The organism is Pseudonocardia sp. T1-2H, from assembly GCF_038039215.1.
GTDB lineage: Bacteria > Actinomycetota > Actinomycetes > Mycobacteriales > Pseudonocardiaceae > Pseudonocardia.
The window spans coordinates 4,860,252-4,885,670 of the sequence record NZ_JBBPCL010000001.1 but is presented as its reverse complement, the minus strand read 5'-3'; the positions used below and the strand labels follow the sequence as shown (position 1 = coordinate 4,885,670).

At 73.7% G+C, this 25,419-nt stretch carries 26 protein-coding genes and 2 pseudogenes; 8 read left to right on the top strand and 20 right to left on the bottom strand.

Annotated elements, in window-relative coordinates; genetic code table 11:
- The first annotated feature begins 44 nt into the window (after positions 1-44).
- Entirely contained in the window at positions 45-464 is a 420-nt protein-coding gene (locus tag WBK50_RS24135) for a glyoxalase superfamily protein (RefSeq protein ID WP_341337791.1), read from the top strand.
- A gap of 147 nt (positions 465-611) precedes the next feature.
- Positions 612-773, top strand: a complete 162-nt coding sequence (locus WBK50_RS24130) for a hypothetical protein (RefSeq protein ID WP_341337790.1) — start codon at positions 612-614, stop codon at positions 771-773.
- Between the two features lie 4 nt (positions 774-777).
- Here the strand turns inward: WBK50_RS24130 and WBK50_RS24125 are convergent, their stop codons facing one another.
- Together WBK50_RS24125 and WBK50_RS24120 are read right to left on the bottom strand one after the other, a co-directional pair.
- The gene (locus tag WBK50_RS24125; protein ID WP_341337789.1) at positions 778-1,209 is read right to left on the bottom strand and encodes a VOC family protein; all 432 of its coding nucleotides are present in this window, start codon (positions 1,207-1,209) and stop codon (positions 778-780) included.
- A gap of 29 nt (positions 1,210-1,238) precedes the next feature.
- Positions 1,239-2,066, bottom strand: a complete 828-nt coding sequence (locus tag WBK50_RS24120; RefSeq protein WP_341337788.1) for a helix-turn-helix domain-containing protein — start codon at positions 2,064-2,066, stop codon at positions 1,239-1,241.
- A gap of 87 nt (positions 2,067-2,153) precedes the next feature.
- Between WBK50_RS24120 and WBK50_RS24115 the strand changes: the two genes are divergently transcribed.
- Together WBK50_RS24115 and WBK50_RS24110 are read left to right on the top strand one after the other, a co-directional pair.
- A complete protein-coding gene (locus tag WBK50_RS24115) occupies positions 2,154-2,549 on the top strand; it encodes a PaaI family thioesterase (protein ID WP_341337787.1) in 396 nt (131 codons plus the stop codon).
- Positions 2,550-2,664: 115 nt separating this feature from the next.
- On the top strand, positions 2,665-3,525 hold the full coding sequence (locus tag WBK50_RS24110) for an LLM class F420-dependent oxidoreductase (protein ID WP_341337786.1): 861 nt from the start codon (positions 2,665-2,667) through the stop codon (positions 3,523-3,525).
- Positions 3,526-3,585: 60 nt separating this feature from the next.
- Here the strand turns inward: WBK50_RS24110 and WBK50_RS24105 are convergent, their stop codons facing one another.
- The 3 genes from WBK50_RS24105 to WBK50_RS24095 form a co-directional block, all read right to left on the bottom strand.
- Positions 3,586-4,677, bottom strand: a complete 1,092-nt coding sequence (locus WBK50_RS24105; protein ID WP_341337785.1) for an LLM class flavin-dependent oxidoreductase — start codon at positions 4,675-4,677, stop codon at positions 3,586-3,588.
- A gap of 80 nt (positions 4,678-4,757) precedes the next feature.
- Entirely contained in the window at positions 4,758-5,918 is a 1,161-nt protein-coding gene (locus WBK50_RS24100) for a hypothetical protein (protein ID WP_341337784.1), read from the bottom strand.
- 116 nt (positions 5,919-6,034) lie between these two features.
- Entirely contained in the window at positions 6,035-6,286 is a 252-nt protein-coding gene (locus tag WBK50_RS24095) for a hypothetical protein (RefSeq protein ID WP_341337783.1), read from the bottom strand.
- Positions 6,287-6,678: 392 nt separating this feature from the next.
- Here WBK50_RS24095 and WBK50_RS24090 point away from each other — a divergent pair, with 392 nt between their 5' ends.
- Complete coding sequence (locus WBK50_RS24090) at positions 6,679-8,580, top strand: FAD/NAD(P)-binding protein (RefSeq protein ID WP_341337782.1); 1,902 nt, start codon at positions 6,679-6,681, stop codon at positions 8,578-8,580.
- Between the two features lie 70 nt (positions 8,581-8,650).
- Here WBK50_RS24090 and WBK50_RS24085 read toward each other — a convergent pair whose 3' ends face one another.
- From WBK50_RS24085 to WBK50_RS24030, 12 genes and pseudogenes are all read right to left on the bottom strand, one after another.
- Positions 8,651-9,538: an ABC transporter permease gene (locus WBK50_RS24085; protein ID WP_341337781.1), complete on the bottom strand. Its 888-nt coding sequence runs from the start codon at positions 9,536-9,538 to the stop codon at positions 8,651-8,653.
- On the bottom strand, positions 9,528-10,316 hold the full coding sequence (locus tag WBK50_RS24080; RefSeq protein ID WP_341337780.1) for an ABC transporter ATP-binding protein: 789 nt from the start codon (positions 10,314-10,316) through the stop codon (positions 9,528-9,530). Before WBK50_RS24080 ends, WBK50_RS24085 begins: the two co-directional genes overlap by 11 nt.
- A 5-nt stretch (positions 10,317-10,321) precedes the next feature.
- Positions 10,322-11,398, bottom strand: coding sequence for an ABC transporter substrate-binding protein (locus WBK50_RS24075; RefSeq protein WP_341337779.1), 1,077 nt, complete (start codon positions 11,396-11,398; stop codon positions 10,322-10,324).
- Positions 11,399-11,425: 27 nt separating this feature from the next.
- Entirely contained in the window at positions 11,426-12,322 is an 897-nt protein-coding gene (locus WBK50_RS24070) for a sulfite exporter TauE/SafE family protein (RefSeq protein ID WP_341337778.1), read from the bottom strand.
- A gap of 89 nt (positions 12,323-12,411) precedes the next feature.
- Complete coding sequence (locus WBK50_RS24065) at positions 12,412-12,558, bottom strand: hypothetical protein (protein ID WP_341337777.1); 147 nt, start codon at positions 12,556-12,558, stop codon at positions 12,412-12,414.
- Between the two features lie 243 nt (positions 12,559-12,801).
- A complete protein-coding gene (locus tag WBK50_RS24060) occupies positions 12,802-13,548 on the bottom strand; it encodes a sirohydrochlorin chelatase (protein WP_341337776.1) in 747 nt (248 codons plus the stop codon).
- Positions 13,549-13,806: 258 nt separating this feature from the next.
- Entirely contained in the window at positions 13,807-15,087 is a 1,281-nt protein-coding gene (locus WBK50_RS24055) for a sulfate adenylyltransferase subunit 1 (RefSeq protein ID WP_341337775.1), read from the bottom strand.
- Positions 15,087-15,988: pseudogene (gene cysD, locus WBK50_RS24050) on the bottom strand (sulfate adenylyltransferase subunit CysD). Before cysD ends, WBK50_RS24055 begins: the two are co-directional and overlap by 1 nt.
- Positions 15,989-16,049: 61 nt before the next feature.
- Positions 16,050-16,754, bottom strand: a complete 705-nt coding sequence (locus tag WBK50_RS24045) for a phosphoadenylyl-sulfate reductase (protein WP_341337774.1) — start codon at positions 16,752-16,754, stop codon at positions 16,050-16,052.
- Positions 16,751-16,939 (bottom strand): Insertion element protein, encoded by a 189-nt coding sequence (locus WBK50_RS24040; RefSeq protein WP_297498191.1) that lies wholly within the window; start codon positions 16,937-16,939, stop codon positions 16,751-16,753. The genes WBK50_RS24045 and WBK50_RS24040 overlap by 4 nt, the downstream gene beginning before the upstream one ends.
- Positions 16,936-18,612 carry a nitrite/sulfite reductase gene (locus WBK50_RS24035; protein ID WP_341337773.1) on the bottom strand — a complete coding sequence of 559 codons (1,677 nt, stop codon included), beginning with the start codon at positions 18,610-18,612 and terminating at the stop codon, positions 16,936-16,938. Before WBK50_RS24035 ends, WBK50_RS24040 begins: the two co-directional genes overlap by 4 nt.
- A 136-nt stretch (positions 18,613-18,748) precedes the next feature.
- Positions 18,749-18,850, bottom strand: coding sequence for a putative leader peptide (locus WBK50_RS24030; protein WP_341337772.1), 102 nt, complete (start codon positions 18,848-18,850; stop codon positions 18,749-18,751).
- A gap of 49 nt (positions 18,851-18,899) precedes the next feature.
- On the opposite strand from WBK50_RS24030, the pseudogene hemW reads away from it, so the two are divergent.
- Together hemW and WBK50_RS24020 are read left to right on the top strand one after the other, a co-directional pair.
- Positions 18,900-20,154 (top strand): annotated as a pseudogene (gene hemW, locus WBK50_RS24025) (radical SAM family heme chaperone HemW).
- A 139-nt stretch (positions 20,155-20,293) separates the two neighbouring features.
- Entirely contained in the window at positions 20,294-21,088 is a 795-nt protein-coding gene (locus WBK50_RS24020; protein ID WP_341337771.1) for an esterase/lipase family protein, read from the top strand.
- Positions 21,089-21,160: 72 nt separating this feature from the next.
- On the opposite strand, the gene WBK50_RS24015 is transcribed toward WBK50_RS24020, so the two are convergent.
- The 3 genes from WBK50_RS24015 to WBK50_RS24005 are packed head-to-tail and all read right to left on the bottom strand — an operon-like array spanning position 21,161 to position 24,079.
- Entirely contained in the window at positions 21,161-21,991 is an 831-nt protein-coding gene (locus WBK50_RS24015; RefSeq protein WP_341337770.1) for an ABC transporter permease subunit, read from the bottom strand.
- On the bottom strand, positions 21,988-22,953 hold the full coding sequence (locus WBK50_RS24010; protein ID WP_341337769.1) for an ABC transporter ATP-binding protein: 966 nt from the start codon (positions 22,951-22,953) through the stop codon (positions 21,988-21,990). Before WBK50_RS24010 ends, WBK50_RS24015 begins: the two co-directional genes overlap by 4 nt.
- Positions 22,954-22,966: 13 nt before the next feature.
- The gene (locus tag WBK50_RS24005; RefSeq protein WP_341337768.1) at positions 22,967-24,079 is read right to left on the bottom strand and encodes a hypothetical protein; all 1,113 of its coding nucleotides are present in this window, start codon (positions 24,077-24,079) and stop codon (positions 22,967-22,969) included.
- Between the two features lie 294 nt (positions 24,080-24,373).
- Between WBK50_RS24005 and hrcA the strand changes: the two genes are divergently transcribed.
- Complete coding sequence (gene hrcA / locus WBK50_RS24000; RefSeq protein WP_341337767.1) at positions 24,374-25,393, top strand: heat-inducible transcriptional repressor HrcA; 1,020 nt, start codon at positions 24,374-24,376, stop codon at positions 25,391-25,393.
- The last annotated feature ends 26 nt before the right edge of the window (positions 25,394-25,419 follow it).

The window sequence follows — 25,419 nt, the reverse complement described above, 5'->3', positions numbered from 1 at the left end:
TACCGCCACGGAGCACACGCCCCGCGGGGCAGGAGGAGGCCGTCATGGAGTGCAGGCTGGAAGTCGTCGTCGTCCCGGTCAGCGACGTCGAGAAGGCGCGGGAGTTCTACGTCGACAAGCTCGGGTTCCGCCTCGACACCGATCACCAGGCCGGCGAGTCGTTCCGGGTGATCCAGGTGACGCCGCCGGGCTCGGCCTGCTCGATCGTCTTCGGCAAGGGCATGGACGACGGGGAGCCGGGCAGCGTGAAGGGCACGCACCTGGTCGTCACGGACATCGTCGCCGCGCACGCGGAGCTGGAGGCCGCGGGTGTGGAGAACAGCGGGCCGGTGCACTTCGCCGAGGGCGGCGTGCTGACCCCGGGGCCGCACCCCGAGGGGGCGGACTACGGGTCGTTCGTGTTCTTCGCCGACCCGGACGGCAACTCGTGGGCGCTGCAGCAGGTCGTCACCCCGGCCCGATGAGCCCCGGCGCGACGAGCCCCGGTGCGATGAACACGGTGCTGGACGCGGGGCTGGACCGGCACCGCCGCGAGCTGCACGTGCACTGCTACCGCATGCTCGCCTCCTACGAGGAGGGACTGGCGGCTGCTGCCCACCGGCGTCAACCGGATGCCCGCGGCGGCCAGCTACCTGCGCCGCCCCGGGGACACGGTGTTCCGCGGGTTCAAGCTCGACGTGCTGCGGGTCGAGGGCGACGCGATCGCGGAGATCACGACGTTCGGCCCGTCGCTGTTCGGGGTGCTGGGGCTCCCGGCGGAACTGGTGGGGTGAGCGCTCAGCCCGCGAAGAGCTGGTGGAGATCCGCGAACGCCTTGAACTCCAGGGCGTTGCCGGAGGGATCGAGGAAGAACATCGTCCGCTGCTCGCCCGGCTCGCCCTCGAAGCGGACGGAGGGCTCGATGACGAACCGGGTCCCGGTGGCCCGCAGCCGCTCGGCGAGGGCGGTGAACTCCTCGACGCCGAGGACGACCCCGAAGTGCGGGACCGGCACGTCGTGCCCGTCGACCGAGCTGTGCCCGGCTGTCGCGGTGGCCGGGCTGTGTCCCGGGACCTGGTGGGTCACCACCTGGTGGCCGTGGACGTCCCAGTCCGTCCAGACCTCGGACGAGCGGCCGCGGGGGAAGCCGAGGACCTCGCCGTAGAAGTGGCGGGCCTCCTCGATGTCCGCGACCGGGATGGCGAGGTGGAAGGGCGGGCGGTCGGTCATCCGGGGTGCTCCTCGGCGTCGGTCGGTGCTCAGTTTCGGGCGCGGGCGGAGAAGCGGTGGTGGAGGTAGTCCGCGGTCGTCACGTCCGCGGGGTAGAAGGACTCCACCGCCACCTCGTCGAGGGTGACGTCCAGCGGCGCGCCGAGCACTGAGATCGTCGAGAAGAAGGTGAGCTCGCCGTCCGGATGGCGCAACCGCAGCGGCAGGACGACCCGGTTGCGGGGGTGCGCGGACGGGTCGAGGCCCAGCTCGCGGCAGTAGCCGACCAGCTCGTCGAGCAGGGCGCCGAGGGCCGGGTCGGCGGAGCGGTCGACCTGCCGGCGCAGCCGCGAGACCAGGTGCGCGGCGTACTCGTCGAGGTCGGCGACGTATCGGGCGAGGCCGCGCGGGTGCAGGCTGACCCGCAGCACGTTGACCGGGGGTGCGAGCAGCGACGGGTCCGCCAGCTCGACGAACAGCGCGGCCGCCGCGTTGCCGTCGATCATGTCCCACTGGCCGTCGACCAGGACCGCGGGGAACGGGTCGTGCGCGGCGAGCAGGCGGTTGAGTGAGCGGTGGACCTCGCCCATCTCCGCCGCCTCCAGCGGGTGCTGGGTGTAGCCGGGCGCGAACCCGGCGGCGACGAGCAGCTCGTTGCGGGTCCGCAACGGGAGGTCGAGCTGCTCGGAGAGGTGCAGCACCATGTCCCGGCTCGGCCGCGAGCGCCCGGTCTCCAGGAACGACAGGTGCCGCGCGGAGACCTCCGCCTTGTTGCCCAGGTCCAGCTGGGTGAGCCGGCGGCGCCGGCGCCACTCGCGGAGCAGCCCCCCGAAGGCGGTCTCCGTCATCCCACTGTTCCGGGCCAGCACGGCTGTCATGACGCCGACGCTAGCCGGGCGCGCGACGCGGTTCGATGACGTCGGAGGTAATGGCGCGTGGACGGGCCGCCGCGAGATCGTCCTCTCATGACCCTCACTGCGGAGATGCATGCCGCCATGCCGTTCACCGCCGTCCTCGGTGCGACCGCCCTGACCGCCACCGCCGAGGAGGTGCGGCTGCGCCTGGACTGGACGCCGCAGCGCTGCACGTCGGGTGGCCTGCTGCACGGGGGCGCGCTGATGGGCCTGGCCGACGCCGCGGGCGGCTGGTGCGCGTTCCTCAACCTCCCGGAAGGGGCGACGCGGACCGCGACCACGTCGTCGTCGACGCACTTCCTGCGCGCGGTGACCGAGGGGTATGCCGAGGCCGTCGCCACCGTCCTGCACGGCGGCCGCACGGCGATCGTCGTGGTCGTCGACGTGCTGGACGCGAAGGGCCGGCTGGCGAGCCGGGTGACCCAGACCCAGGCCGTCCTGCGCTGACCAGCCCGGGGCGGATCCTGGTCACGGCGGGCCCGGGCAGAGCCGCGGGGACAGGGCTAGCGTCGGTCGGGAACGCGTTCATCCTGCAACAGAACCCGATGAAGACGGAGAAGCCGTGAAGCTCGGACTGCACATCGCTGACTTCACCTACCCGAACGGGCCCACGGCACTGGCGGACGATCTCACCCGGATCGCGGTCGCCGCCGAGGAGGCCGGGTTCGCGCGGGTCAGCGTGATGGACCACGTCTGGCAGATCCGCCCGGTGGGGCCGATCGAGAACGACATGCTCGAGGCGTACACGACGCTCGGCTACCTGGCGGCGCGCACGTCGAAGGTCGAGCTCCTGACCTGGGTCACCGGCGTGACGTACCGGGAACCGGGGCTGCTCGCGAAGATCGTCACGACCCTGGACGTGCTGTCCAAGGGACGCGCCTGGCTCGGCATCGGCGCGGCCTGGAACCAGGAGGAGGCCGAAGGCCTGGGCCTGTTCTTCCCGCCGACCGCGGAGCGCTTCGCGCGGCTCGAGGAGACACTGCAGATCTGCCTGCAGATGTGGAGCGACGACGACGGCCCGTACGAGGGCAAGTACTACCGGCTGGGCCGCACCATGAACCACCCGCAGGCGCTGACCAAGCCGCACCCGCCGATCCTCATCGGCGGCGGCGGGGAGAAGAATACGCTGCGGCTGGTGGCGCAGTACGCGCAGGCCTGCAACCTCTTCGCCGGCCCCGAGCTCGAGCACAAGCTCGACGTCCTGCGCCGCCACTGCGACGACGTCGGCCGGAACTACGACGACATCGAGAAGACGGTCATGGGCCCGCTGGACCCGAGCGACCCGCCCGCGCTGGTCGAGCAGCTCCGGGGCTACGCGGCGCTCGGCGTCCAGCACATCCAGGGCATGGTCCCGAACGTGGCGGACATCGAGCCGCTGCGGGTCCTGGGCCGCGAGGTGATCCCGGCCGCCGCGGAGTTCTAGCGGCTGCGCCGACTGTGCGCGGAAATCGTTGCCCTGGCGACGATCTCCGCGCACGACCCCTCAGGCGGCCGCGTCGCGGCGCGCGACCTCCGCGCGGACCAGCGGGATGACCTCCCGGCCGAACTCCCGGGCGTCCGCGACGAGGTCGTAGCCGCGGGCGGACAGGATCCGTACGCCCAGGTCGTAGTAGTCCATCAGCGCGGCGGCGACCGTCTCCGGCGTGCCGACCAGCGCCGTGGAGTTCCCCGCGCCACCGGTGGCCGCGGCCGTCACCGTCCAGAGCGCGCGGTCGTGCCGCTCGCCCTGCTCGGCGACCGCGAGGAGCCGCTGCGACCCCGCGTTCTCCGGGTCCGTCAACCGGTGCCGGCGGGTGAGCTGCTGCCCGCCGGCGGTGCGCTCCTGGATCTTCGCGACGGTCGCGTACGCCTTGTCCCAGGCCTCCTCCTCGGTGCGGCCGAGGATCGGGCGGAACGCGACCTGGAACGTCGGCGCCGAGCGCCCCGCCTCCTTCGCGAGCTGCGTGATCGTCGCGATCTGCTCGGCGGTCCCGGCCAGCGGCTCGCCCCACAGGGCGTAGATGTCCGCCTCCTCCGCGCCGACCCGGTACGCCGCCTCCGACGACCCGCCGAAGGAGATCCTCGGACGCGGCTTCTGGGCGGGCTCGACGTCGAGCACGAAGTCGTCGAAGGAGTAGTGCTCCCCGTGGAAGGCGAAGGGCTCGGACTCCGTCCACGCACGCTTCATGATCTGGATGGCCTCGCGGGTGCGGGCGTAGCGCTGCTCCTTGGGCAGGACGTCGCCCTCGCGTCGCTGCTCGTGGTCGTTCCCGCCGGTGATGACGTGCAGGGTCAGCCGCCCGCCGCTCATCTGGTCCAGCGTCGCGACGGTCTTCGCGGTGAACGTCGGGTAGGAGACGTTCGGCCGGTGCGCGAGCAGCAGCTGCAGCCGGTCGGTGTGGTCCGCGATGTACGCGGCGGCCTGCGCCGGGTCCGCGCTGCCGGACGAGTACGCGGTGAGGACGCGGTCCCAGCCGGTCTCCTCGTGCGCCCGGGCCAGCTCGAGGGTGTAGGCGGGGTCGAACGCCGGCCCGGACCGCGGGTGGGTCTCCGTACCGTCGTTGGTGGCGCCGATACCGAGGAACTCGACGGGCATGAGGGTGCTCCTTCGTCGCGTGGAGGGCGGGCCACCTCGCACAAGGCGCGGAGCTGCGCGGGTGTTCCCGCCGCGGCGCGTCAGGAGGCGAGCGAACCGGCCAGGGACCGGGCGCGGCCCCGCAGCGCGCGAAGGGTGGCGAGGTCGTCGTCGATGTCCTTCAGGTCCGCCCGGACCCGCCCCAGCCCGTCGACGGCTCTGCGGGCGGCGTCGAGCTGCCCGGCGGTCTTCTCGTCCCGGCGGGCCAGCGCGGCGAGGGTGTTCCGGCGCAGCTCCGTGCTCGCGCCCCGGACGGCGTCGCGGACCTGCTTGCCGAGCACCAGCTGGAACTCGTCGACGACGACCCGCGCGGCCGTCCGGGCCTCGCCGCGGCGTCGGTCCAGGCTCCGCTTGCGCTCCCCGGTCAGGGCGGCACCGCCCAGCGCGAGCGCGCCGACCAGCGCCCCGGTCAGCAGTACCCAGAGGGGGAGGTGGACGCCGAGGAACCGGGGGACGACGAAGGTCATCATCACGCCGCCGTAGGAGGGCATGACGACGGTGAGCAGGCGGGCGGGGACCGGAGGCCGGCCCACGGTCGAGGGCTCGGGCTCGGCCAGCGCGCCGACGAGCGTGGCGGGGGGCAGGAGCGGGAGATCCGGGACGGGGAGCGGAGCGGGCAGGTCCAGGTGGGTGGTGAGCCGGGCGGCGACGTCGCGGACCGCCGCCCGGGCGTCGGCGTGGGTCTGCTCGGCCTGCGCGACGAGCCGCCGTCGCAGGTCGGCGGCGATCTCGTCGGCGTTGCGGCGCGGGTCCCCGGACTCGAGGGCCCGCTCGGTCTCGGTGACCACCGCGCGGGCGCGGCTCCGGAGCGCGAACTCGGCGTCGGACACGATCCCGGCGAACCCGTCGGTGAGGGCCGGCGACCAGTCGCGGGAACGGGCGCGCTGCGCGTCGGAGCGGGCCCGGGCCCGCTCGAGCTCGGCCCGGAGCCGGGCCGCCCGGCCGGGGTCGGCGAGCGCACCGCGACGGTACCGCAGGTCTGCGCCGAGGGACTCGACCGCGCGGCCGACCTCGAGGACCGCGCCCTGCAGCGCGGCGAGTCGGGGACCCGGCCGGTCCGTCGTGGTCACCGCGCGGCGGGCGGCGGTGAGCCGGCGGATCAGGTCGTGGCGGTCGTTGGCCTCGGCGCCCGCGAGAGCGCTGTCGAGGAGCTCGATCGTGTCGTCGGAAGGGGCGAGGACCGGGTTTCCGGTGGTGAGCATGGTGGCCCTCCCGGGGCGTCTCGAGGCGGTGCGGCGGACGTGGGGGACGGCGTGGCCGGCCCGCGGAGGGACGCCGCCGCGGGCCGGCCGCAACGCCGGGGGGAATGCGGTGCCGGTCAGTGGGAGGCGTAGTGCGAGCTGTCGTCCCAGGAGCTCTGGTCGTCCCAGCCGTCGTCGGAGCCGTCGTCCGAACCACCGTCCGGGCTGTCGTCCTGCCAGCTGGTCTCCTGGAAGCCCCCGTCGTCCCCGCCGTCGTCGCCCGTGTCGTCACCGGTGTCGCCGGTGTCCTCCTCGCCGTCCCAGCTGTTGTCGTCGTACCCGCTGTCGTTGTGGCCACTGCTGTCGTGGTGGCTCTTGAAGCCGGACATCTCGATCTCCTCTGGTTTCACGGAGGGCCTTCGGTGCGTCCCTCCCGATGAGCAGAACTCTGTCGTCGATCCGGCCGCGGCACGATCGAGTGCTCCCTACGACCGACCTTCGTTCGCCCCCATCTCGGGCGGGGGAGAACCCCCGCGGCCGGGGTCGTCCCCACCCCCGGTGACGCCGCGGAGCTCGGCGCCCGGCGGGGTGCGGGGACGTGATGTCCCTCCGCATCGCTCGCGGATGCTCCGGGCGCGGGTTACCGTCGAGGGTGATGAACACCCCCGCGGCTCTCTCGACCTGGCCGGCACTGCGCCGTCACGTCGATCTGTGCCGCACCGCCGCCGCGCTGTAGGCAGCGCCGTCCCTGGTTGTCGATTCGACGTGAGGAACGGCGTTGATGCACAGCACAGCGATCGCGATCGTCGGGGCGGGCCCGCGTGGCGTGGGCATCCTCGAGCGGCTGGCCGCGAGCGTGTCCGAGCTGCGGCCGGACACCGCGCTCGACGTCCACCTGATCGACCCGTACCCCGCGGGGGCGGGCCGGATCTGGCGCAGCGCGCAGTCCCCGCTGCTCGCGATGAACTCCATGGCCGCGGACGTCACGATGTACACGGACGAGTCCGTGGTGTGCGAGGGCCCGATCCGCACCGGCCCCTCGTTCTGGGACTGGGCGCAGGAGGAGCGCGCCGGAGACCTGGCCGGCTGGCCCGCGGACCTGGCGGACGAGCTGCGCGCCGTCACCGCGTCGACCTTCCCCAGCCGGCGCCTGCAGAGCGAGTACCTCGGACGGGTGCTGCGCGACGTCGTCGTCGCGCTCCCGGCGGGCATGTGCGTCCATGTGCACGAGACCCGCGCGACGGGCCTGTCCGAGCAGGGCGGACGTCAGGTCGTCGCGCTCGAGGGGGAGGCGCCGCTGATCGTCGACACGGTCGTCCTCGCGTCCGGCCACCTCGACGCGGCCCCTACCGCCGACGAGCAGGAGATGCTGGCCCGGGCGGATGCCTCGGGCCTGCGCTACCTCCCGCCGGAGCAGACGACGGACTCGGACCTGTCCGTCGTCGAGCCGGGGGAGACGGTGATCGCCCGCGGGATGGGGCTCGCGTTCATCGATCTGATGGTGCTGCTGTTCGAGGGCCGGGGCGGCCGGTTCGAGGGAACCGAGGAGCTCACCTACGTTCCGTCCGGGGAGGAGCCGCGCCTGGTCGTCGGCTCCCCGCGAGGCGCGCCGTACCACTCCAAGTCGCACTACGGGCTGGCCGCGGGCCGTCCGCCGCTGCCGCGGTTCTTCGGACCGGACGACGTCGACGCGCTGAGCGCCGCCCACCGGCCCCTCGAGCTGCGCGACCACCTCTGGCCGGTGATGGCCAAGGAGATCGCGTGGGGCTGGTACCGCGAGCTCCTCGCCGGCCACCCCGACCCGGCGCGGATGCCCTGGGAGGTGTTCGCGGAGCGCTACGCGGCGCTGGAGTGGGGCACCCCGGAGATGGACGCGCTGATCGCCGAGGCCGTCCCGGACCCGCTGTTCCGCCTCGACTTCGCCGCCCTCGACCGGCCCTTCGACGGGCTGCGCGCGGAGTCCCTGGAGGAGCTGCAGCCGCTCGTCCGGGAGCGGATCGCCGAGGACCTCCGCCAGCACGTCGACCCCGCGCACAGCGCCCACCTCGGCGCGTTCGTCGCGATGCTGTCCGTGTACGGCGAGATGACCCGGATCCAGGGGCTCGACGTGCTCTCGGCGCCTTCCCGGGCCCGGGACGTCCCGTGGTGGCAGAGCTTCTTCAACTCCGTCGCGAGCGGTCCGCCCGGGTTCCGCGTCCGGCAGCTGCTTGCGCTCTCCCGCGCCGGGTTCGTCGAGTTCCTCGGCCCGGGCATGTGGGTCGAGGTCGACGACGAGGGGTTCCGCGCCGGGAGCGGCGCGCTCGCGGGGGCCCCGCCGGTCACCTCGACGATCCTGATCGACGCCCGCCTCCCGGACTCCAGCGCGGAGCGCACGTCGGACCCGTTGCTCGCCTCGCTGGTGCGGGCGGGTGAGGTGGTCGAGGACGTCCTGACCGAGCCGGACGGCACGGTCCTGCGCCGCACCGGGCTGATCCGGGTGCGTCCGGCGGACGGCGCCCTGATCGACACCGCCGGGGTGGCGCACGAGCACCGGTTCGCGGTGGGTCCGCACACGACCGTCAAGGTCGCCGGGGCCTTCACACGGCCCGGGATGAACGCGCAGAGCCTGCGCTACAACGACGGGGTGGCCCGCGCCGTGCTGCGCTCGCTGCCGACGGCCCGCGAGGCCGCGTCCGCGGCGTGACTCTCGGCCTCGCAGAAGAGCCGCGTTCACGCCGGGCGTGAACGCGGCTCATCTGCCGGAGAGGGGGTGCCTACACCCCGAGCGCCAGCCCGCGGGCGCGCAGGACCCGGCGCTCGATCGGGCGGAACACCAGCAGCTCGATCCCGATCCCGACCACCAGGATCAGCACGATCGCGGCGAACACGGCGCTGATGTCGTTGTAGTCGCTGCCCTGCTTGAGGTACGCGCCCAGGCCGACGCCGAGCAGCGGGCCGGCGGCGATGATCTCCGCGGCCATCAGCGAGCGCCAGGAGAAGGCCCAGCCCTGCTTGCAGCCCGAGAGGTATCCCGGCAGCGCGGCGGGCAGCAGCACGTGGCGGGCGCTGGTGAGCCCGCGGGCGCCGAGGACCTTCCCGACCCGCGGCAGGATCGGCGGGATCTGGTCGATGCCGGAGACCAGCCCGTTCGCGATCGACGGCACCGAGCCCAGCAGGACGACGAAGTAGATCGTCGCGTCGGTGAGGCCGAACCAGAGGATCGCCGCCGGGACCCACGCGACCGACGGCAGGCTCTGCAGGCCGGAGAGCAGCGGGCCGATCGCGGACCGCACGACCTTGACCTTCGCCACCAGCAGGCCGAGCGGGGTCGCGATCACCAGCGCGATCGCGAAGCCGAGGAACGCGCGGCTGATCGAGGTCCACAGGATCGACCAGATCTCGCCGGTCACGAGCCTCGCCGCGAACGAGTCCCACACCGCGATCGGCGCGGGGAGCTTGAACTCCGGCCAGATCGCGGACGCCCACAGCGCCTGCCAGACGACGACGGCGAGCACCAGGGCCACGAGCGGCGGCAGGCCGGTGGTCAAGGCCTTCCGCCACCAGGGACGGCGGTTGTCCGTGGGGGTGTCGAGCGCGTCCAGGCCCGCGAGCGCCGCGGCGGAGTCGTTCGGTGGGGTGACGGTCGGGCTCTCAGGCGGCATGACTGGTGATCACCTGTCGTAGCCGGCCGGTGATCTCGTCGTGCAGCTCCTCGCCGTGACCGTGCGCGCCGTCGACGTCCCATTCGCCGACGACCGTGCCCGGCCGCGACGACAGCAGTACGACCCGCTGGGCCAGCCGGACGGCCTCCCGGACGTCGTGGGTGACGAACAGGATGGTCGTCCCGGTCGCCTCCCAGACGCGCAGGAGCTCGCCCTGCAGCACGTCGCGGGTGATCGCGTCGAGCGCGGCGAAGGGCTCGTCCATGAGGAGCAGGCCGGAGCCGCCGTCCTCGGCGGTGGCGGCGGCGAGGGCGCGCGCCAGGGACACCCGCTGGCGCATTCCGCCGGAGAGCTCGTGCGGGCGCTTGGCGCCGAGCCCGTCGAGCCGGACGAGCTCGAGCAGCTCCTCGGCCCGGCGCTTCCGCTCGCCGCGCGAACGTCCCGCTAGGCGGAGCGGGAGCTCGACGTTGCGGCCCGCGGTCAGCCAGGGCAGCAGCGCGGGCTCCTGGAACATGAACGACGGCCGCGACGTCGTCAGGGCGACGCTGCCGGACGTCGGCTCGTCGAGCCCGGCGACCAGGTTGAGCAGGGTGGACTTGCCGCACCCCGACGCCCCGAGCAGGCAGACGAACTCGCCCGGCCGCACCTGGAGGTCGATCCCGTGCAGCGCGGTGACACCGGAGGCGCCCGCGCCGAACGTCTTGCCGACGCCGGCGAGGGTGACGGCGGGCTCGCCGGAGGTGCGCCGGGCGGTCGCGTTCTCGATCACTGCGGTCATCCGGGTCATCCCTGTGCCTTGTCGAGACCCGCCGCGTCCACGGTGGGCTGGCCGGCCTGCGTGCGGACGGCGTTGAGTGCGGTGACGTCGACGAAGCCCTGAAGGTTCGTCTCGGTCGGCGTGGCGCCCGCGGTGACGCTGTCCTTGGACAGCTGCGGGAAGGTCGCGGCGAGCGGGTCGCTGTCGAACTGCAGCTCGGTGAACGCCCGGTCCAGGACGGCGGGGCTCAGCGACGAGTTCGTGATCTTCTTGATCGCCTCGTTGGTGACCGTCTTCGCCCGGTCCTGCTGGCCGGTGGCGAAGTCGATCGCCTTCTGCTCGCCGCGCAGCAGGGCCTGGACGGTGTCCGGGTGCTGCTGGAGGTACTCGGTGCGGACGATCAGGACCGTCGTCGGGAACTTGCCGTCCGGCCAGAGGCTCTTCTCGTCGACGAGGACCTTGGCGCCGGCGTCGACGAGGCGGAGCCTCCACGGCTCGGGCAGCCAGCCGCCCGCGACCTGGCCCTGCTTGAACAGGTCCAGCGTGCGGGGGTTGTCGATGTTCTGGACGGTGACCTTGTCCGGGCCGTCGCCGATCTCGAGCCCGTTCTCGGCGAGCCACTTCTTGAGCGCGACGTCCTGGGTGTTGCCGAGCTGGGGCGTCGCGATGGTCCTGCCCTTGAGCTGCGCGGGCGAGGTGATGTCCGGTGACGTGACGAGCTGGGCGCCCGCAGACGTCGAGCCCGCGATCAGCCGGACCGCCTCGCCGTTGGACTTGGCGAACGCGTTGATCGCCGGGCTGGAGCCGATGAACCCGGCGTCGAGCGAGCCGCCGAGCAGCGCGCCGACCTCGTCGGGGCCGGCGTTGAAGGTCTGCGGGATGAGCCTCGTGGAGCCGAGCTCGGCGGCGAAGAAGCCCTGGTCCACCCCGATCAGCGCCGGGGCGTGGGTGATGTTCGGGAAGTAGCCGAGGCGCAGCTCGGCGGCGGGGGAGGTGGCGGCCGGGGCGGCCGCGGTGTCCTCCTGCGCGCGCGAGCACGCGGCGAGGGACACGACGGCGAGTGTCGCGGCGAGGAGGGCGGGGATCCGGGATCTGAGGCGCATGGCCGGTGCTTTCTCGAGGAAGGGGAGTCAGGAGGTGGCGACGAGCTCGCGCTCGGTGGCGGCGGTCGTCGCCCGCAGCTTCCGGACCGCGACGGTGACCGCCGTGGCCCACGCCGCGAGGATCAGCACGTAGATCGCGGTGGTGGCCGGTCCGGGGAGGTCGAGGGCCCGCAGGACGGTGCGCGCGTTGGTGAACACGATGATCCCGCCGACCGCGGTGCCCAGGACGGGCGCCGGGATCCTGGTGACGAGCCACGCCGCGATCGGCGCGGCGATCACACCGCCGAGGAACAGCCCGCCGATCGTCCACGGGTCCAGCACGGCGCTGCCGAGGCCGAGCAGGAACCCGCCGCTGGCGGCCACCGCGACGAGGAACTCCGACGTGTCGACCGAGCCGATCACGGTGCGGGGCGCCGTCTTCCCGGCGGTGAGCAGGGCGGGGGTCGCGACCGGACCCCAGCCGCCGCCACCGGAGGCGTCGATGAAGCCCGCGAGCAGGCCGAGCGGGGACAGGAACTTCGCGCGGTGCGGCGAGACCCGGGCCGACCCGACCTCCGGCGGGCTCACCGAGAAGCGCAGCAGGATGTAGACGCCCAGCGCCAGCAGGATCCCGGACATGATCGGGGCCGCGCTGTCCGTGGCCAGGGCCGAGAGCACCGTCGCGCCGAGGAACGCACCGACCGCGCCGGGCACGCCCAGCTTCAGCACGAGCTTCCAGTCGACGTTGCCGAAACGCCAGTGCGAGGCGCCGGCGGCGAGCGTCGTCCCGACCTCCGCGAGGTGCACCGACGCGCTGGCTGCCGCCGGGTTCACCCCCGCGATCAGCAGCAGCGAGGTCGAGGTGACCCCGTAGGCCATGCCGAGGGCGCCGTCGACGAGCTGGGCACCCAGCCCGACGAGGGCGAAGACGATGAGCGTGCGCATGAGGAAGGAGATCTCTCGCGTGGTGGTGACATGGTTCGGGCGCGCGGGGGCACCACGGCGTCAGGGAACGACGACCGGGGCGGGGAGGTTCAGCGACAGAACTCGTCGAACGCGTGGCCGCGGCGCGACGGCCAGAACAGCTCCAGGTCCGTGGCCCGCAGCGGGGTCATCGCGAACGCGCCGGCCCGGCGGGAACCGGGTCGGGCGGGCTGCTGGTGCAGCGCAGCGACGAACATGACCCAATCGTGCGACGTGGGCGCCCGAGGAACAACTGGGCGTCCGTGATGCGGGAGCGCCGCGAAATGTCCGGACGTAACGGCGTGATCAACGGCGTGCCGGGTGAACTGCGAGGACGCCGCGGTGACGGGCGCATGACGCCGATTCGCCGCTCGCACAGCGGGATTCGGCGTGGTGGGGGTCTCAGACGTTCGGCCCGGACGTTTCCGGCCATCCGTTCCACCGGCAAGGGCGGAGCGGGATCAGGTGATCTCCGCGAGGGCCGTGCCGGCCTCGATCGCGGGGCGGGTGGCGGCCGTGCGGTACCGGGACAGGACGACGTCCGCGACGGCCGGGTGGGCGCCGAGGGCCTCCGCGACGGGCGCGCCCGCCGCCCGGGCGTGGACGCGGTCGAGCAGGCGTCCGGGGGCGAGGAACCAGGAGGCGACCGCGATGCGGCGGGCGCCGCGCCGTCGGAGACCGGCGATCGCGGCCGGGACGTCCGGCTCAGCCGTGGCGAACGCGGCGGCCGCGAGGGGCCAGCGGCGGACCAGGTCGTCGACGGTGGCGTTCGCCGCGGCGTGCGACGAGCCGGTGCCCGCGAGGACGATCCCCAGGCCGGGGTCCCCGGGGGCGACGCCGAGCCGGGCGAGCCGTTGCGCGGCGACGTCGAGCAACGCCGGGTCCGGGCCGAGGACGTCGGAGACCCGCACGTCCTGCCCCGGGCGCCGGGACTGCTCGACGACGACCGGGATGTCGACGCGGGCGTGGTACGCGGCGCCGAGGAGCAGCGGCACGACGACCGCGGGCCGGTCGAGAGCGGCCAGCACGTCGTCGAGGCGGGGGTGGTCGAAGTCCAGGAACGCGGGCCGGACGTCGAGCCCGGGCGCGCGGGACCGCACGACGTCGACCAGCGCGGCGATCGTCGAGGCGGACCGCGGGTCCCGGCTGCCGTGCGCGACCGGCACCAGTACCGGCGCCTCGCGACCCGGCGCCTCGCGACCCGGCACCCCGCGAGTCGGGCTCCACGCCCCCGCGAGTCGCGACCCCACGCCGGGCGAGTCGGGGTCGGTGCCCGCGCGAGTCGGGCCCTGAGGCCCCGCGAGTCGCGGGCTCGCGCCGCGCGAGTCGGGGTCCCCGGTGGCGCGGGGCGCGCCGCTGTGGCTCGCCTGCGCGGGCTCGGAGCGCGACTCGCGTGGCCCCGGGCCCCGACTCGCGGGGCCCGGGGTCCCGGCTCGCGCGGCCTGGGGGGACGGGATGGCGGCCGCCTACGAGATGAGCGGGGTGAGCGCCAGCGGAGTGCCGACCAGCCCCGCGGCGAGCGTGTTGCCGGTCGGCGGGTCGATCAGCAGGAAGCTGCCGGTGGCGCGGACGTCCGCGTAGTCGTCGACGGGCAGGGCGTCCGCCGTGCGCAGGGTGACCCGGCCGATGTCGTTGAGCTCCAGCGTCTCCGCCTCGACCTCGGTCAGGGTGTCGGTGTCGATCCGGCACTCCGGCGCCCCGACGATCACCTGCGTGGTCCGGGTGCCGTGCTTGAGCAGTAGCCGGGCTCCCGGGCGCAACGGCTTCTCGGCGAGCCAGCAGAGCGTCGCGTCGATCTCGCTGGTGACCCGCGGCTCGGCGTCCGCCGCGACGATCATGTCGCCACGGGAGATGTCGATGTCGTCCGCGAGCAGGATCGTCACGCTGCGCCCCGCGGTGGCGGCGTCCAGCGGCCCGTCCGCGGTGTCGACGCTGGTCACGGTCGTGCGGCGGCCCTCGGGGAGGACCACGACGGCGTCGCCGGGCCGCACCGAGCCGGACGCGACCTGGCCCGCGTAGCCGCGGTAGTCGTGCAGCGCCTCCGTGCGGGGGCGGATGACGTACTGGACGGGCATGCGGAAGGGCTTCGCGACCTCCGGCCCGACGACCGGGACGGACTCGAGGTGCCCGAGCAGCGTCGGGCCGTCGTACCAGGGCGTGTGCGCCGAGCGCTCGACGACGTTGTCCCCGACCAGCGCGGACACCGGGATCGTCTGCACGGCCTCGTCCGGGAAGCCCAGCGAGCGGGCGAGCCCGGCGAAGTCCTTCGCGATCGCCGTCAGGACGGCCTCGTCGTAGCCGACCAGGTCGATCTTGTTGATCGCCAGCACCAGCCGGGGGACGCGCAGCAGCGCGAGCACCGTGGCGTGCCGGCGGGTCTGCTCGACGATGCCGTTGCGGGCGTCGACGAGCAGCACGGCCAGCTCGGCGGTGGAGGCGCCGGTGACGGTGTTGCGCGTGTACTGCACGTGCCCGGGGGTGTCCGCGAGGACGAACTCCCGGGTGGGCGTGCCGAAGTAGCGGTACGCCACGTCGATCGTGATGCCCTGCTCGCGCTCGGCGCGCAGGCCGTCGACCAGCAGCGAAAGGTCCGGCGTGGACAGTCCCTTGTCGACCGAGGCGCGCTGGACGGCCTCGATCTGGTCCGCGAGGACGGACTTGGTGTCGTAGAGCAGCCGCCCGACGAGAGTGGACTTGCCGTCGTCGACGGAGCCGGCCGTCGCGAACCGGAGCAGATCCCTAGTCATCAGAAGTAGCCCTCACGCTTGCGGTCCTCCATGGCGGCCTCGGACATGCGGTCGTCCGCGCGGGTCGCACCGCGTTCGGTGAGCCGGGAGGCGGTGACCTCGGCGATGATCTCGTCGAGGGTGGTGGCGGTCGACCGGACGGCGCCGGTGCACGAGCCGTCGCCGACCGTCCGGTAGCGGACGGAGAGCTGCTCGAGCTGCTCGGTGCCGCGGGGGCCGCCCCACGGGCCCTCGGCGAGCCACATGCCGTCGCGCTTGTAGACCTCGCGCTCGTGCGCGTAGTAGATCGTGGGCAGCTCGATGTTCTCCCGCTGGATGTAGCGCCAGACGTCGAGCTGGTCCAGTTGGAGATCGGGAAGACGCGGACGTGCTCGCCCGGGGCGTGCCGTCCGTTGTAGAGGTTCCACAGCTCCGGGCGCTGCTTGCGCGGGTCCCAGCGGCCGAACGCGTCCCGCAGGCTGAGGATGCGCTCCTTCGCGCGGGCGCGCTCCTCGTCCCGGCGGCCGCCGCCGAACACCGCGTCGAACCTGTTCTCGACGATCGCGTCGAGCAGCGGCTGGGTCTGCAGCGGGTTGCGGGTGCCGTCCGCGCGCTCGATCAGGCGGCCGTCGTCGATGTAGTCCTGGACCTTCGCGACCTCCAGCCGCAGGCCCAGGCGCTCGACGAGGGTGTCCCGGAAGTCGATGACCTCGTCGAAGTTGTGCCCGGTGTCGACGTGCAGCAGCGGGAACGGCACCGGCGCCGGCGCGAACGCCTTGACGGCCAGGTGCACCAGCAGCGTCGAGTCCTTGCCGCCGGAGAAGAGGATCACCGGCCGGTCGAACTCGCCCGCGACCTCGCGGAAGATGTGGATGGACTCGGACTCGAGTGCGTCGAGCGCGTCCAGCGCGGGCGCGGTCAAGCGGCACCTCCGGTGCTCGGGCGTGAATAACGGTGTTCCGGCGAGGTCTTCCGCGCACGGGTCATGAGACGTGCAGCCCGCACTCGATCTTGCTCGTGCCCGCCCAGCGGCCGGAGCGCGGATCGGCGCCCGGGGCCGGCTTCGCGGTGCACGGGGCGCAGCCGATGCTCGGGTAGCCGGCCCCGACGAGCGGGTTCACGAGGATCCCGTTCTCGTCGATGTAGGCCTGCATCTCCTCGTCGCTCCAGGCGGCGATCGGGTTGATCTTGACGAGGCCGAACTTCTCGTCGTAGGTGATCAGCGGCGTGTTCGCCCTGGTCGGGGCCTCCACGCGGCGGACGCCGGTGACCCACGCGTCGTACTTCGCGAGCGTGTCCTGCAGCGGCGCGACCTTCCGCAGCGCGCAGCACCGGTTCGGGTCCCGCGCGAAGAGGTCCTTGCCCTCGCTCGCGTCCTGCTCGGCGACGGACTGCTTCGCCTGCGCGTTGACCATCCGCACGTCGTAGACCTGCTCGACGGCGTCCCGCGTCCCGATGGTCTCGGCGAAGTGGTAGCCCGTCTCCAGGAAGAGGATCTCGACGCCGGGCTGCGCCTTGGCGGCGAGGTCGACGAGCAGCGCGTCCTGCATGTTCGACGCGACGATCATCCGGGCGCCGAAGGTCTCGGCGGCCCACGCCAGCAGCTGCTGGGCCGTGGCGTCCGGACCCAGCTCGGCGGCGCCGCGCTCGGCGACGGCCCTGAGGTCGGTCTCGGTGGCAACGCTCATGAGTCCGCTCCTAGCTTCTCCGGTGCCGTCTCCGGGACGCCGATCCCGACGAAGGTCACGACGAACGTGCGGAGGCAGCTCGAGCACCACCAGGCCGCGCCCGGGACCTTCTCGCTGCGCGCGGCGGGGCGCAGGTCCTCTTCTCCGCAGTACGGGCAGTGGTACGGGACGACGCGCTCCGTCACTTGAGATCGTCCTCGTCCGCGCGCAGGACCCAGGTGGCGAACCGCTCGCCGGGCTCGCGCTGCGCGACGTAGGTCCGCACGACGCGCTCGACGTAGTCGCCCAGCTCGGCGCTGGTGACCTTGAGCCCGCGCAGCTTGCGGCCGAACCCGGCGTCGAGGCCGAGCCCGCCGCCCAGGTGGACCTGGAAGCCCTCGACCTGGTTCTTGTCCTTGTCGGGAACGATCATGCCCTTGAGGCCGATGTCGGCGACCTGCGTGCGGGCGCAGGAGTTGGGGCAGCCGTTGAGGTGGATCGAGACCGGGGTGTCGATGTCGCCCTGGATGTCCGCGAGCCGCTTCTCCAGGTCCTCGACCAGGCGGATCGCCCGCTCCTTGGTCTCGACGATCGCGAGCTTGCAGAACTCGATGCCGGTGCAGGCCATCGTCGAGCGCCGCCACGGCGACGGCTCGGCCTGCAGGCCCAGCGCGTCCGCCTCGGCCTTCAGCGCGTCGACGGCGGCGTCCGGGACGTCGAGGACGACGACCTTCTGCTGCGCCGTCAGCCGGACGCGCTTCGAGCCGGCCGTCTCGGCGGCCTTGGCCAGCGAGATCAGCGTGCTGCCGGAGACGCGGCCGGACGCCGGGGCGAGGCCGACGTAGTTGCGACCGTCGACCTGCTTGTGCACGCCCACGTGGTCGATCGGGACCTCGGGGACCGCGGGAGCCGGGCCGTCGATCAGCTTCCGGCCGAGGTACTCCTCCTCGAGGACGCGGCGGAACTCCTCGACGCCCCAGTCCGCGACCAGGAACTTGATGCGGGCGCGGTGGCGCAGCCGGCGGTAGCCGTAGTCCCGGAAGACCGAGATGACACCGGCCCAGACGTCCGGGATCTCGTCGAGCGGCACCCACGCCCCGAGCCGCTGCGCGATCTTCGGGTTGGTCGACAGCCCGCCGCCGACCCAGAGGTCGAAGCCCGGGCCGTGCTCCGGGTGGTCGACGCCGACGAAGGAGATGTCGTTGATCTCGTGCGCGACGTCCTGCTGCCACGAGATCGCGGTCTTGAACTTCCGCGGGAGGTTCGAGAACTCCTTGCTGCCGATGTAGCGGTCCAGGATCGTCCGGATCGCGGGCTCGGGGTCCAGCTTCTCGTCCGCGGAGATCCCGGCCACGGGGGAGCCGAGGATCACGCGCGGGGTGTCCCCGCACGCCTCGGTGGTCAGCAGGCCGACGCCCTCGACCTTCTCCCAGATCGCCGGCATGTCCTCGACGCGGATCCAGTGGTACTGGATGTTCTGCCGGTCGGTGATGTCCGCGGTGTCCCGGGCGTACTGCTGGCTGACCTCCCCGAGGACACGCAGCTGCTCGGTGGTGAGCGCGCCGCCGTCGCAGCGGATCCGCAGCATGAAGTAGCGGTCGTCCAGCTCCTCGGGCTCGAGGCTGGCCGTGCGGCCGCCGTCGATCCCCGGCTTCCGCTGGGTGTACAGGCCCCACCAGCGGAAACGGCCGCGCAGGTCGGCCGGGTCGATCGAGTCGAAGCCGCCCTTCGCGTAGATGTTCTCGATCCGCGCGCGCACGTTGAGCCCGTCGTCGTCGCGCTTGCTGCGCTCGTTCGGGTTCAGCGGCTCGCGGTAGCCGAGCTTCCACTGGCCTTCGCCGCGCTTGCGCTTGGCGGGTGCAGGGGTGGTGGGGGGCATGTGGTGGAGCTTCCCGTGTCTGGGATCGAACACAAGCGGGGCCTGGGCTCGTCGCGACGCCGTTGAAGAAGCGTCGTCGCGATGAGGGTTCCGGCGCCGGATGGGTCTGGAAGGACGAGGTCGACGGCGTGCGCGCTCAGCGCGAGAGTCGACAGAGCGCGCTGCTCACCCGGTGCAGGTCCACGTGGCGCCGGGCGACGAGGCCAGGCGCCCGCAGGTGCAGAGTCAGCGCGGTCACGCCCAACAGGGTGCCACGCTGTCCGGACCAACGGCCAGCGCATGCCCGGATGCTGGGAGAGGATTCACAACCGGGCCCCGTGATCGGGACGAGCCTCGCCACCTCCGGACGCGGTTACCGTGGTGTCGTGACCCCTGCGACGCCCTTCGGCATCTACGTCCACGTGCCGTTCTGCGCGTCCCGCTGCGGCTACTGCGACTTCAACACCTACACGGCCTCCGAGCTGGACGGGTCCGGCGCCTCCCCGGACGGCTGGCTGGAGGCGGTCCGCCGGGAAGCTCGCGCTCGCCCACCGCACGGTCGGGGACCGGCCCGTGGACACCGTGTTCGTCGGGGGAGGGACGCCGTCCTTGATCGGCGCCCGGCGCCTCGGTGCGGTCCTCGACACCATCCGCGACGAGTTCGGGCTCGCTCCGGGCGCCGAGGTGACCACCGAGTCCAACCCCGAGTCCACCTCGCCGGAGTTCTTCGCGGGCCTCGTGGACGCGGGCTTCACCCGGGTCTCCCTCGGGATGCAGTCCGCGGCGCCCCACGTGCTGCGCATCCTGGACCGCCGGCACACGCCGGGCCGCGCCGTCGAGGCCGCGCAGGAGGCGCGCCGGGCGGGGATCGAGCACGTCAACCTGGACCTCATCTACGCGACGCCCGGCGAGACCGGGGACGACCTGCGCGCCTCCGTCGAGGCGGTGCTCACCGCGGGCGTCGACCACGTCTCGGCGTACTCGTTGATCGTGGAGGACGGCACCGCGCTGGCCCGCCGGGTGAAGCGCGGCGAGCTGCCCGCCCCGGACGACGACGTCGCCGCGGAGCGCTACGAGCTGATCGACGACCTGCTGAGCGCGGCCGGCCTCGGCTGGTACGAGGTCTCGAACTGGGCCTCGTCGCCCGGGGCGGAGTGCCGGCACAACCTCGGCTACTGGCTGGACGGGGACTGGTGGGGCGCGGGCCCCGGCGCCCACTCCCACCTCGCCGGGACGCGCTGGTGGAACGTCAAGCACCCCGCGCGCTACGCGTCGATGCTGGCCGACGGCCTCTCCCCGGAGCTGGACCGCGAGGAGCTGACCCCGGACGAGCAGCACACGGAACGGGTGATGCTGCGGCTGCGGCTGGCCTCCGGGCTCCCGCTGGACCTGCTCGACGAGGCCGCCCGGGCCGAGGCCGCCCGGGCCGCGGACCAGAGTCTGCTCGACCCGGCCGTGCTGCGGCAGGGCCGCGCCGTCCTGACCCGCCAGGGGCGCCTGCTCGCGGACCGCGTCGTGCAGGACCTCCTCCTCGCCTCCGAGGTCGAGGCCGCGCGCGCGTGACCCACCCAGGTCGCGCCGCCGTGACCCACAGGGCCCGACTCGCGTGGTCCCACATCCCGACTCGCGGGCAGTGGCGCGCGATTCGGGGCGTGGCACCCCGCAGGTCGGGGCCTGGGGCCGCGCGAGTCGGGAGCCGGCGGTGAGCCCGCGGCGGCGGCTGCTCGCCGCGATCCTGGCGCTGGTCGTGCTCGTCGCGGTGGTCGTCGTCGGCATCCGGGTCGCGGCGTCGTCCGGCGGCGGCGTCGATCCCGTCGCCCGGCCCGCCCAGGACCGGCCCGGCCCGGTCCTGCTCGTCCCCGGTTACGGCGGCAGCCGGGACTCCCTGCTCCAGCTCGCCTCCCGGATCGAGGCCACGGGCCGGGACGCGCAGGTGCTCAGGCTCGTCGGTGACGGCACCGGTGACCTGTCGGCCCAGGTCGAGGTGCTCGACGCCGCCGCGGACGCGGCCCTCGCCGCGGGCGCCCCGTCCGTCGACGTGGTCGGCTACTCGGCCGGTGGCGTCGTCGCCGGGCTGTGGATCTCCCGGGACGACGGCGCGGCGAAGGCTCGGCGCGTCGTCACGATGGGGTCCCCGCTGCACGGGACGTCGCTCGCCGCCCTCGCCATCACCCAGGCCCCCGACGCCTGCCCGGTCGCGTGCCGCCAGCTCGCCCCGGGGTCGGCGGCGGTCACCGAGTTGGACCGGGCGGACGTCGGCGCCGCCGTGCCCTGGCTCTCGATCTGGACCGCCGACGACGAGACCTCGATGCCGCCGGAGACCGCCCGCCTCGCCGGGGCGACGAACGTCCGGGTCCAGGACGTCTGCCCGGGCGCCCGGGTGGGGCACTCGAACCTGCCGCGGGACGCGACCGTCACCGGGCTGGTGCTGCGAGCCATCGGGCCCGCGCCGGTCGACGTCGCGGGTGCGGGCTGCGGAGCCGCACCCGCACGCTGACCCGGAGTTCTCGCAGGTCAGTGAGGGTTGTGCGGGTGAAACCCCGCTCTCACGAGGTTCCACGCGCACAGGTCAGCTGGTGACGTCCTTGGTCGCGAAGTTGGCCCACGCGGCGCCGAACGCGACGACGACGTAGCCGCCCTCGACGAGGAGGCCGCGGCGGACCGGGTCCCAGAGGATCGGGTCCCGGTACAGGTCGATCCAGGCGAGCCAGTGGGTCGTCGGCAGGTACGGCTGGATCGCCGAGGCCGCGTCGAGCGGGGTCAGGGCGGCGCTCGCCACGACGACCGCCAGCACCCCGAGCGTGGCGGCCAGCGGCGCGTCCGTGAGCGTCGAGAAGAACAGTCCGATCGCCCCGAGGGCCAGCATGCACAGCGCGAGGTACCCGACGGTCACGCCGGTGCGGACCACCACGTCCACCGGGGTCAGGGTCGCGCCCGAGAGCGACGGGATGCCGCCCCCTCCGCCGAGCGACGCGTCCGGCCCGAACCCGAACGCCAGCACCCCCACGACGTAGGACACGACCGTCACCAGCAGCACCGCGAGCAGCACGTAGACCGCGACGGAGATCAGCTTGGCGGTGAGCAGCCGCAGCCGCCCGACGGGCCGGACGAGCAGGTAGCGCAGCGTCCCGGCCGTCGCCTCGCCCGCGATCGCCTCCCCGGAGACGATCGCGACGGTGATCGGCAGGAACACCGGCAGGACGAGCGCGAGCGCGGCGGCGGGGAAGATCTGCCCGTTGGTCACGACGGCGGAGAGGAACGCGCCGCCGCTGCCCGGCGGGGGTGTGAGGTCGGTGGCGGCCAGCAGGATCGCGACGAGCGTCGGCAGGGCGCAGAGCAGGACCCAGCACAACCAGACCCGGCGTCGGCGCAGCATCAGCCGGAGCTCGACGGCGATCACCGGTCGCCCCCGGAGGCCGGGAGTGGTGTGGTCGGGCGGGCGGCGGGCGGCGGGCGGCCGTCCACCCGGTCCGCTCCCGGTCCGGTCAGCTCCAGCACCACCTGCTCCAACGTCCGCCTCTCCGCGCTCAGCCCGCTCACCCGCACCCCGCCGGCGACGAGCCGCGCGTTCAGCTCCGCCGCGTCGTCGCCGCGGACCACCAGTTCGTTCCCGGCCCGGGACAGGACCCGCCCGTCGAGCAGCCCGACGGCCGACGCGGGGTCGGGTGTCGTCAGCAGGATCCGGCCCGTCGGTGTGCGCAGGGCGTCGAGCGGGGAGTCGAGCACCAGCCGCCCGGCGTCCATGACCCCGACCTGCGTGCACAGCGCCTCCACCTCGCTGAGCAGGTGGCTGGACAGCACGACCGTCGTCCCGGCCTCGTTCAGCCCGGTCAGCAGCGACCGCATCTCGTGGATCCCGCGCGGGTCGAGCCCGTTCGTCGGCTCGTCGAGCAGGAGCAGGCGCGGGCCGCGCAGCAGGGCCGCGGCGATGCCGAGGCGCTGGCGCATGCCGAGGGAGTAGGCGCGCACCGGGCGGCGGTCGACACCGCCGAGCCCGACGCGCCCGAGCACGTCCTCGATGCGGCGGCGCCGGTCCCGCAGCCGGCCCCCGCGGCCGGCGGCGTCGAGCAGCCGCAGGTTCGCCCGCCCGGACAGGTGGCCCCACGCGGCCGGGCCCTCCACCAGCGCGCCGACGTGCGGCAGCACGCTCGCGGACCGGCGCGGCATCGGCTCGCCGAACACCTCGATCGAGCCGGACGTCGCGTGGACGAGCCCGAGCAGCATCCGGACCGTCGTCGTCTTGCCGGAGCCGTTCGGGCCCAGCAGACCGAACCGGACGCCCTCGGGCACCCGCAGGTCGACGCCGTCGACGGCGGTCACCCGGCCGAAGCGCTTGGTGAGCCCGGACGTGGAGATGATCACAGCGGTGATCCCGTCATGTCCGAGCCCTCGTCGGCAGCTCGCGCACGGCCTGTTCCAGCACCGCGGGCGCGACCGTGCCGACCAGCAGCCTCCCGCCCCGCCGGATCCCCCCGCGGGCCACCACGGTGAGCAGCGGCGAGCTGACCCGCACCGCGCGCCCGACCGGCACCTCGACCGTCACGCCGCCCGCCATCGCCGCACCCTCGATGACCCGGTCCGCGATCCCGCGGCTGGCCGGGACCAGCGCGAACCCGGAGACGCCGGAGCCGTAGAGGCCGACGCCCGGAAGAGCGGCACCCCCCAGCGGGACGAGGGCGCGGCCCGCGAGCCGGGGCGGCGGATCGGGCGCGTCGAGCTGGCGCAGGGCGCCGGCGAGGTCCGTGGCGTCCGCGGTCACCGCGTCCGCGTCGGGCGGGAGGGCGGGGGTGAGGGTGCGGTCGTCGGGCGCGGTCAGGGAGACCTCCTGGAACTCGGTGAACAACACGGGCAAGCCGGGGTCGGTGCGCCCGGCGACCTCGACGCGCAGCGGCAGCCCGGAGTCCGGGTCCAGCCAGACGTCGATCCGCGCGACCGTCGTGTCCGGATCGCCCGGCGTCACCCGGAACCCCGACGCGCCGATGCCCGCGATCCGCCGGCCCGGGATGGTCGAGACGGGATCGGACCTGGTCAGGCCGACGAGCCGGCGCGCCAGCTCGGGCGGATCGAGATCGGCCGGGCGGGGGAGCCGGACCGGCGTGCTGCCGGAGACGGTCGTGAGCTGGTTCGCGCCGAAGTCCCAGACGTACTCGACGCCGTCGCGATGGTAGGTGTCCCGCTCGCCGGCCGGCGTCAACTCGTCGACGCGCCAGCGGTCGGGGCCCGCGCGGTAGGAGCGGACCGTGGTCGTGCTGGTCAGCAGGGCGGTCGTCGACTGCAGCTGCGGGATCTCGGGGAGGCCGAGGCGCCCGGTGCTGCGGGCGAGGCCGGTGAAGGGCGGAGGGCCGGCGAGGACCCGGGCACGGAGGTCCTCGGCGGGCAGGTCCGGGCCGACGGGGAGCAGCCCGCCCGCGGGTCCGGCTCCGAGCAGGGCGGCGGCGCCGGCGGCGACCAGCACCCAGCGCCGGCTGAACCGAGGCGGACCACCCATTGCGCCGACCATGCCGCGCCCCGCGTGTGACCCGGGTGTGGTCGGGGTGGTGACGAGCGACCCGTGAGCCGGTGGACGCGACGTTCACCGAGGTCGTGGAGAACGAACTGCTCGTCGGCGAGGAGGGCGGCATGATCGTGCGCCTCGAGTTCCACCGCGAGGGGGAGAAGCAGACCCGCGTCGACCGGGTCACACCTCGCGATTGGGGCGGCACGCGGTTGCGTCCGCATACACTTGAGCGGAGACCGAGGACGTGGGTGACCGTCCGGTCCCCGATACGCGAGGAGGTGCCCGGTGAACTCGGACGAGCGTCGCTTCGCCGTCCTCCAGGCGATCGTCGCGGACTACGTGTCCACCCAGGAGCCCGTGGGCTCCCGGGCGATCGTGGAGCGGCACAATCTCGGCGTCTCCAGCGCCACCGTGCGCAACGACATGGCCGCGCTGGAGGAGGAGGGGCTCATCGCCCAGCCCCACACCAGCGCCGGCCGCATCCCGACGGACAAGGGCTACCGGCTCTTCGTCGACCGGCTGGCCGCGATCAAGCCGCTGTCCGGCCCCGAGCGCAAGGCCGTGCAGTCGTTCCTGGAAGGCGCGGTGGACCTCGACGACGTGCTGCGCCGCAGCGTCCGGCTGCTGGCCCAGCTCACCCGTCAGGTCGCCGTGGTGCAGTACCCGACGCTCACCCGCTCCACCGTCCGCCATCTCGAGGTCGTCCAGCTCACGCCCGCGCGGCTGATGCTGGTGCTGATCACCGACAGCGGCCGGGTGGACCAGCGGGTGGTCGATCTCGGGCAGGTCGTCGGCGAGGAGGAGGTCGGGCGGCTGCGCGCGCTCCTCAACGGAGCGCTGGTCGGGCGGAAGCTCGCGGACGCGTCCGCCGAGGTGGCGGAGCTGCCGGAGTCTGCGCCGCGCGAGCTGCGGGACGTCGTGGTGACGCTGTCCACGGTCCTGATCGAGACGCTGGTAGAGCACCCCGAGGAGCGGCTGGTCCTCGGCGGCACGGCCAACCTGACCCGCAACACCGCGGACTTCCCGGGGTCGCTGCGGCAGATCCTCGAGGCGCTCGAGGAGCAGGTCGTGGTGCTCAAGCTGCTGGCCTCGGCCAAGGACCCGGGCCTGGTGACGGTGCGGATCGGCGAGGAGAACGAGTCCTCGGACCTGCACACCGCCTCGGTCGTGTCGATCGGCTACGGGCCGGGCACGGTGCTGGGCGGAATGGGCGTCGTCGGGCCCACCCGGATGGACTATCCGGGAACCATCGCGGCGGTGCATGCCGTCGCTCGTTACGTGGGTGAGATCCTGACGGGGCGCTGAGCTTCTGCGCGCGGTCAGGATACGAG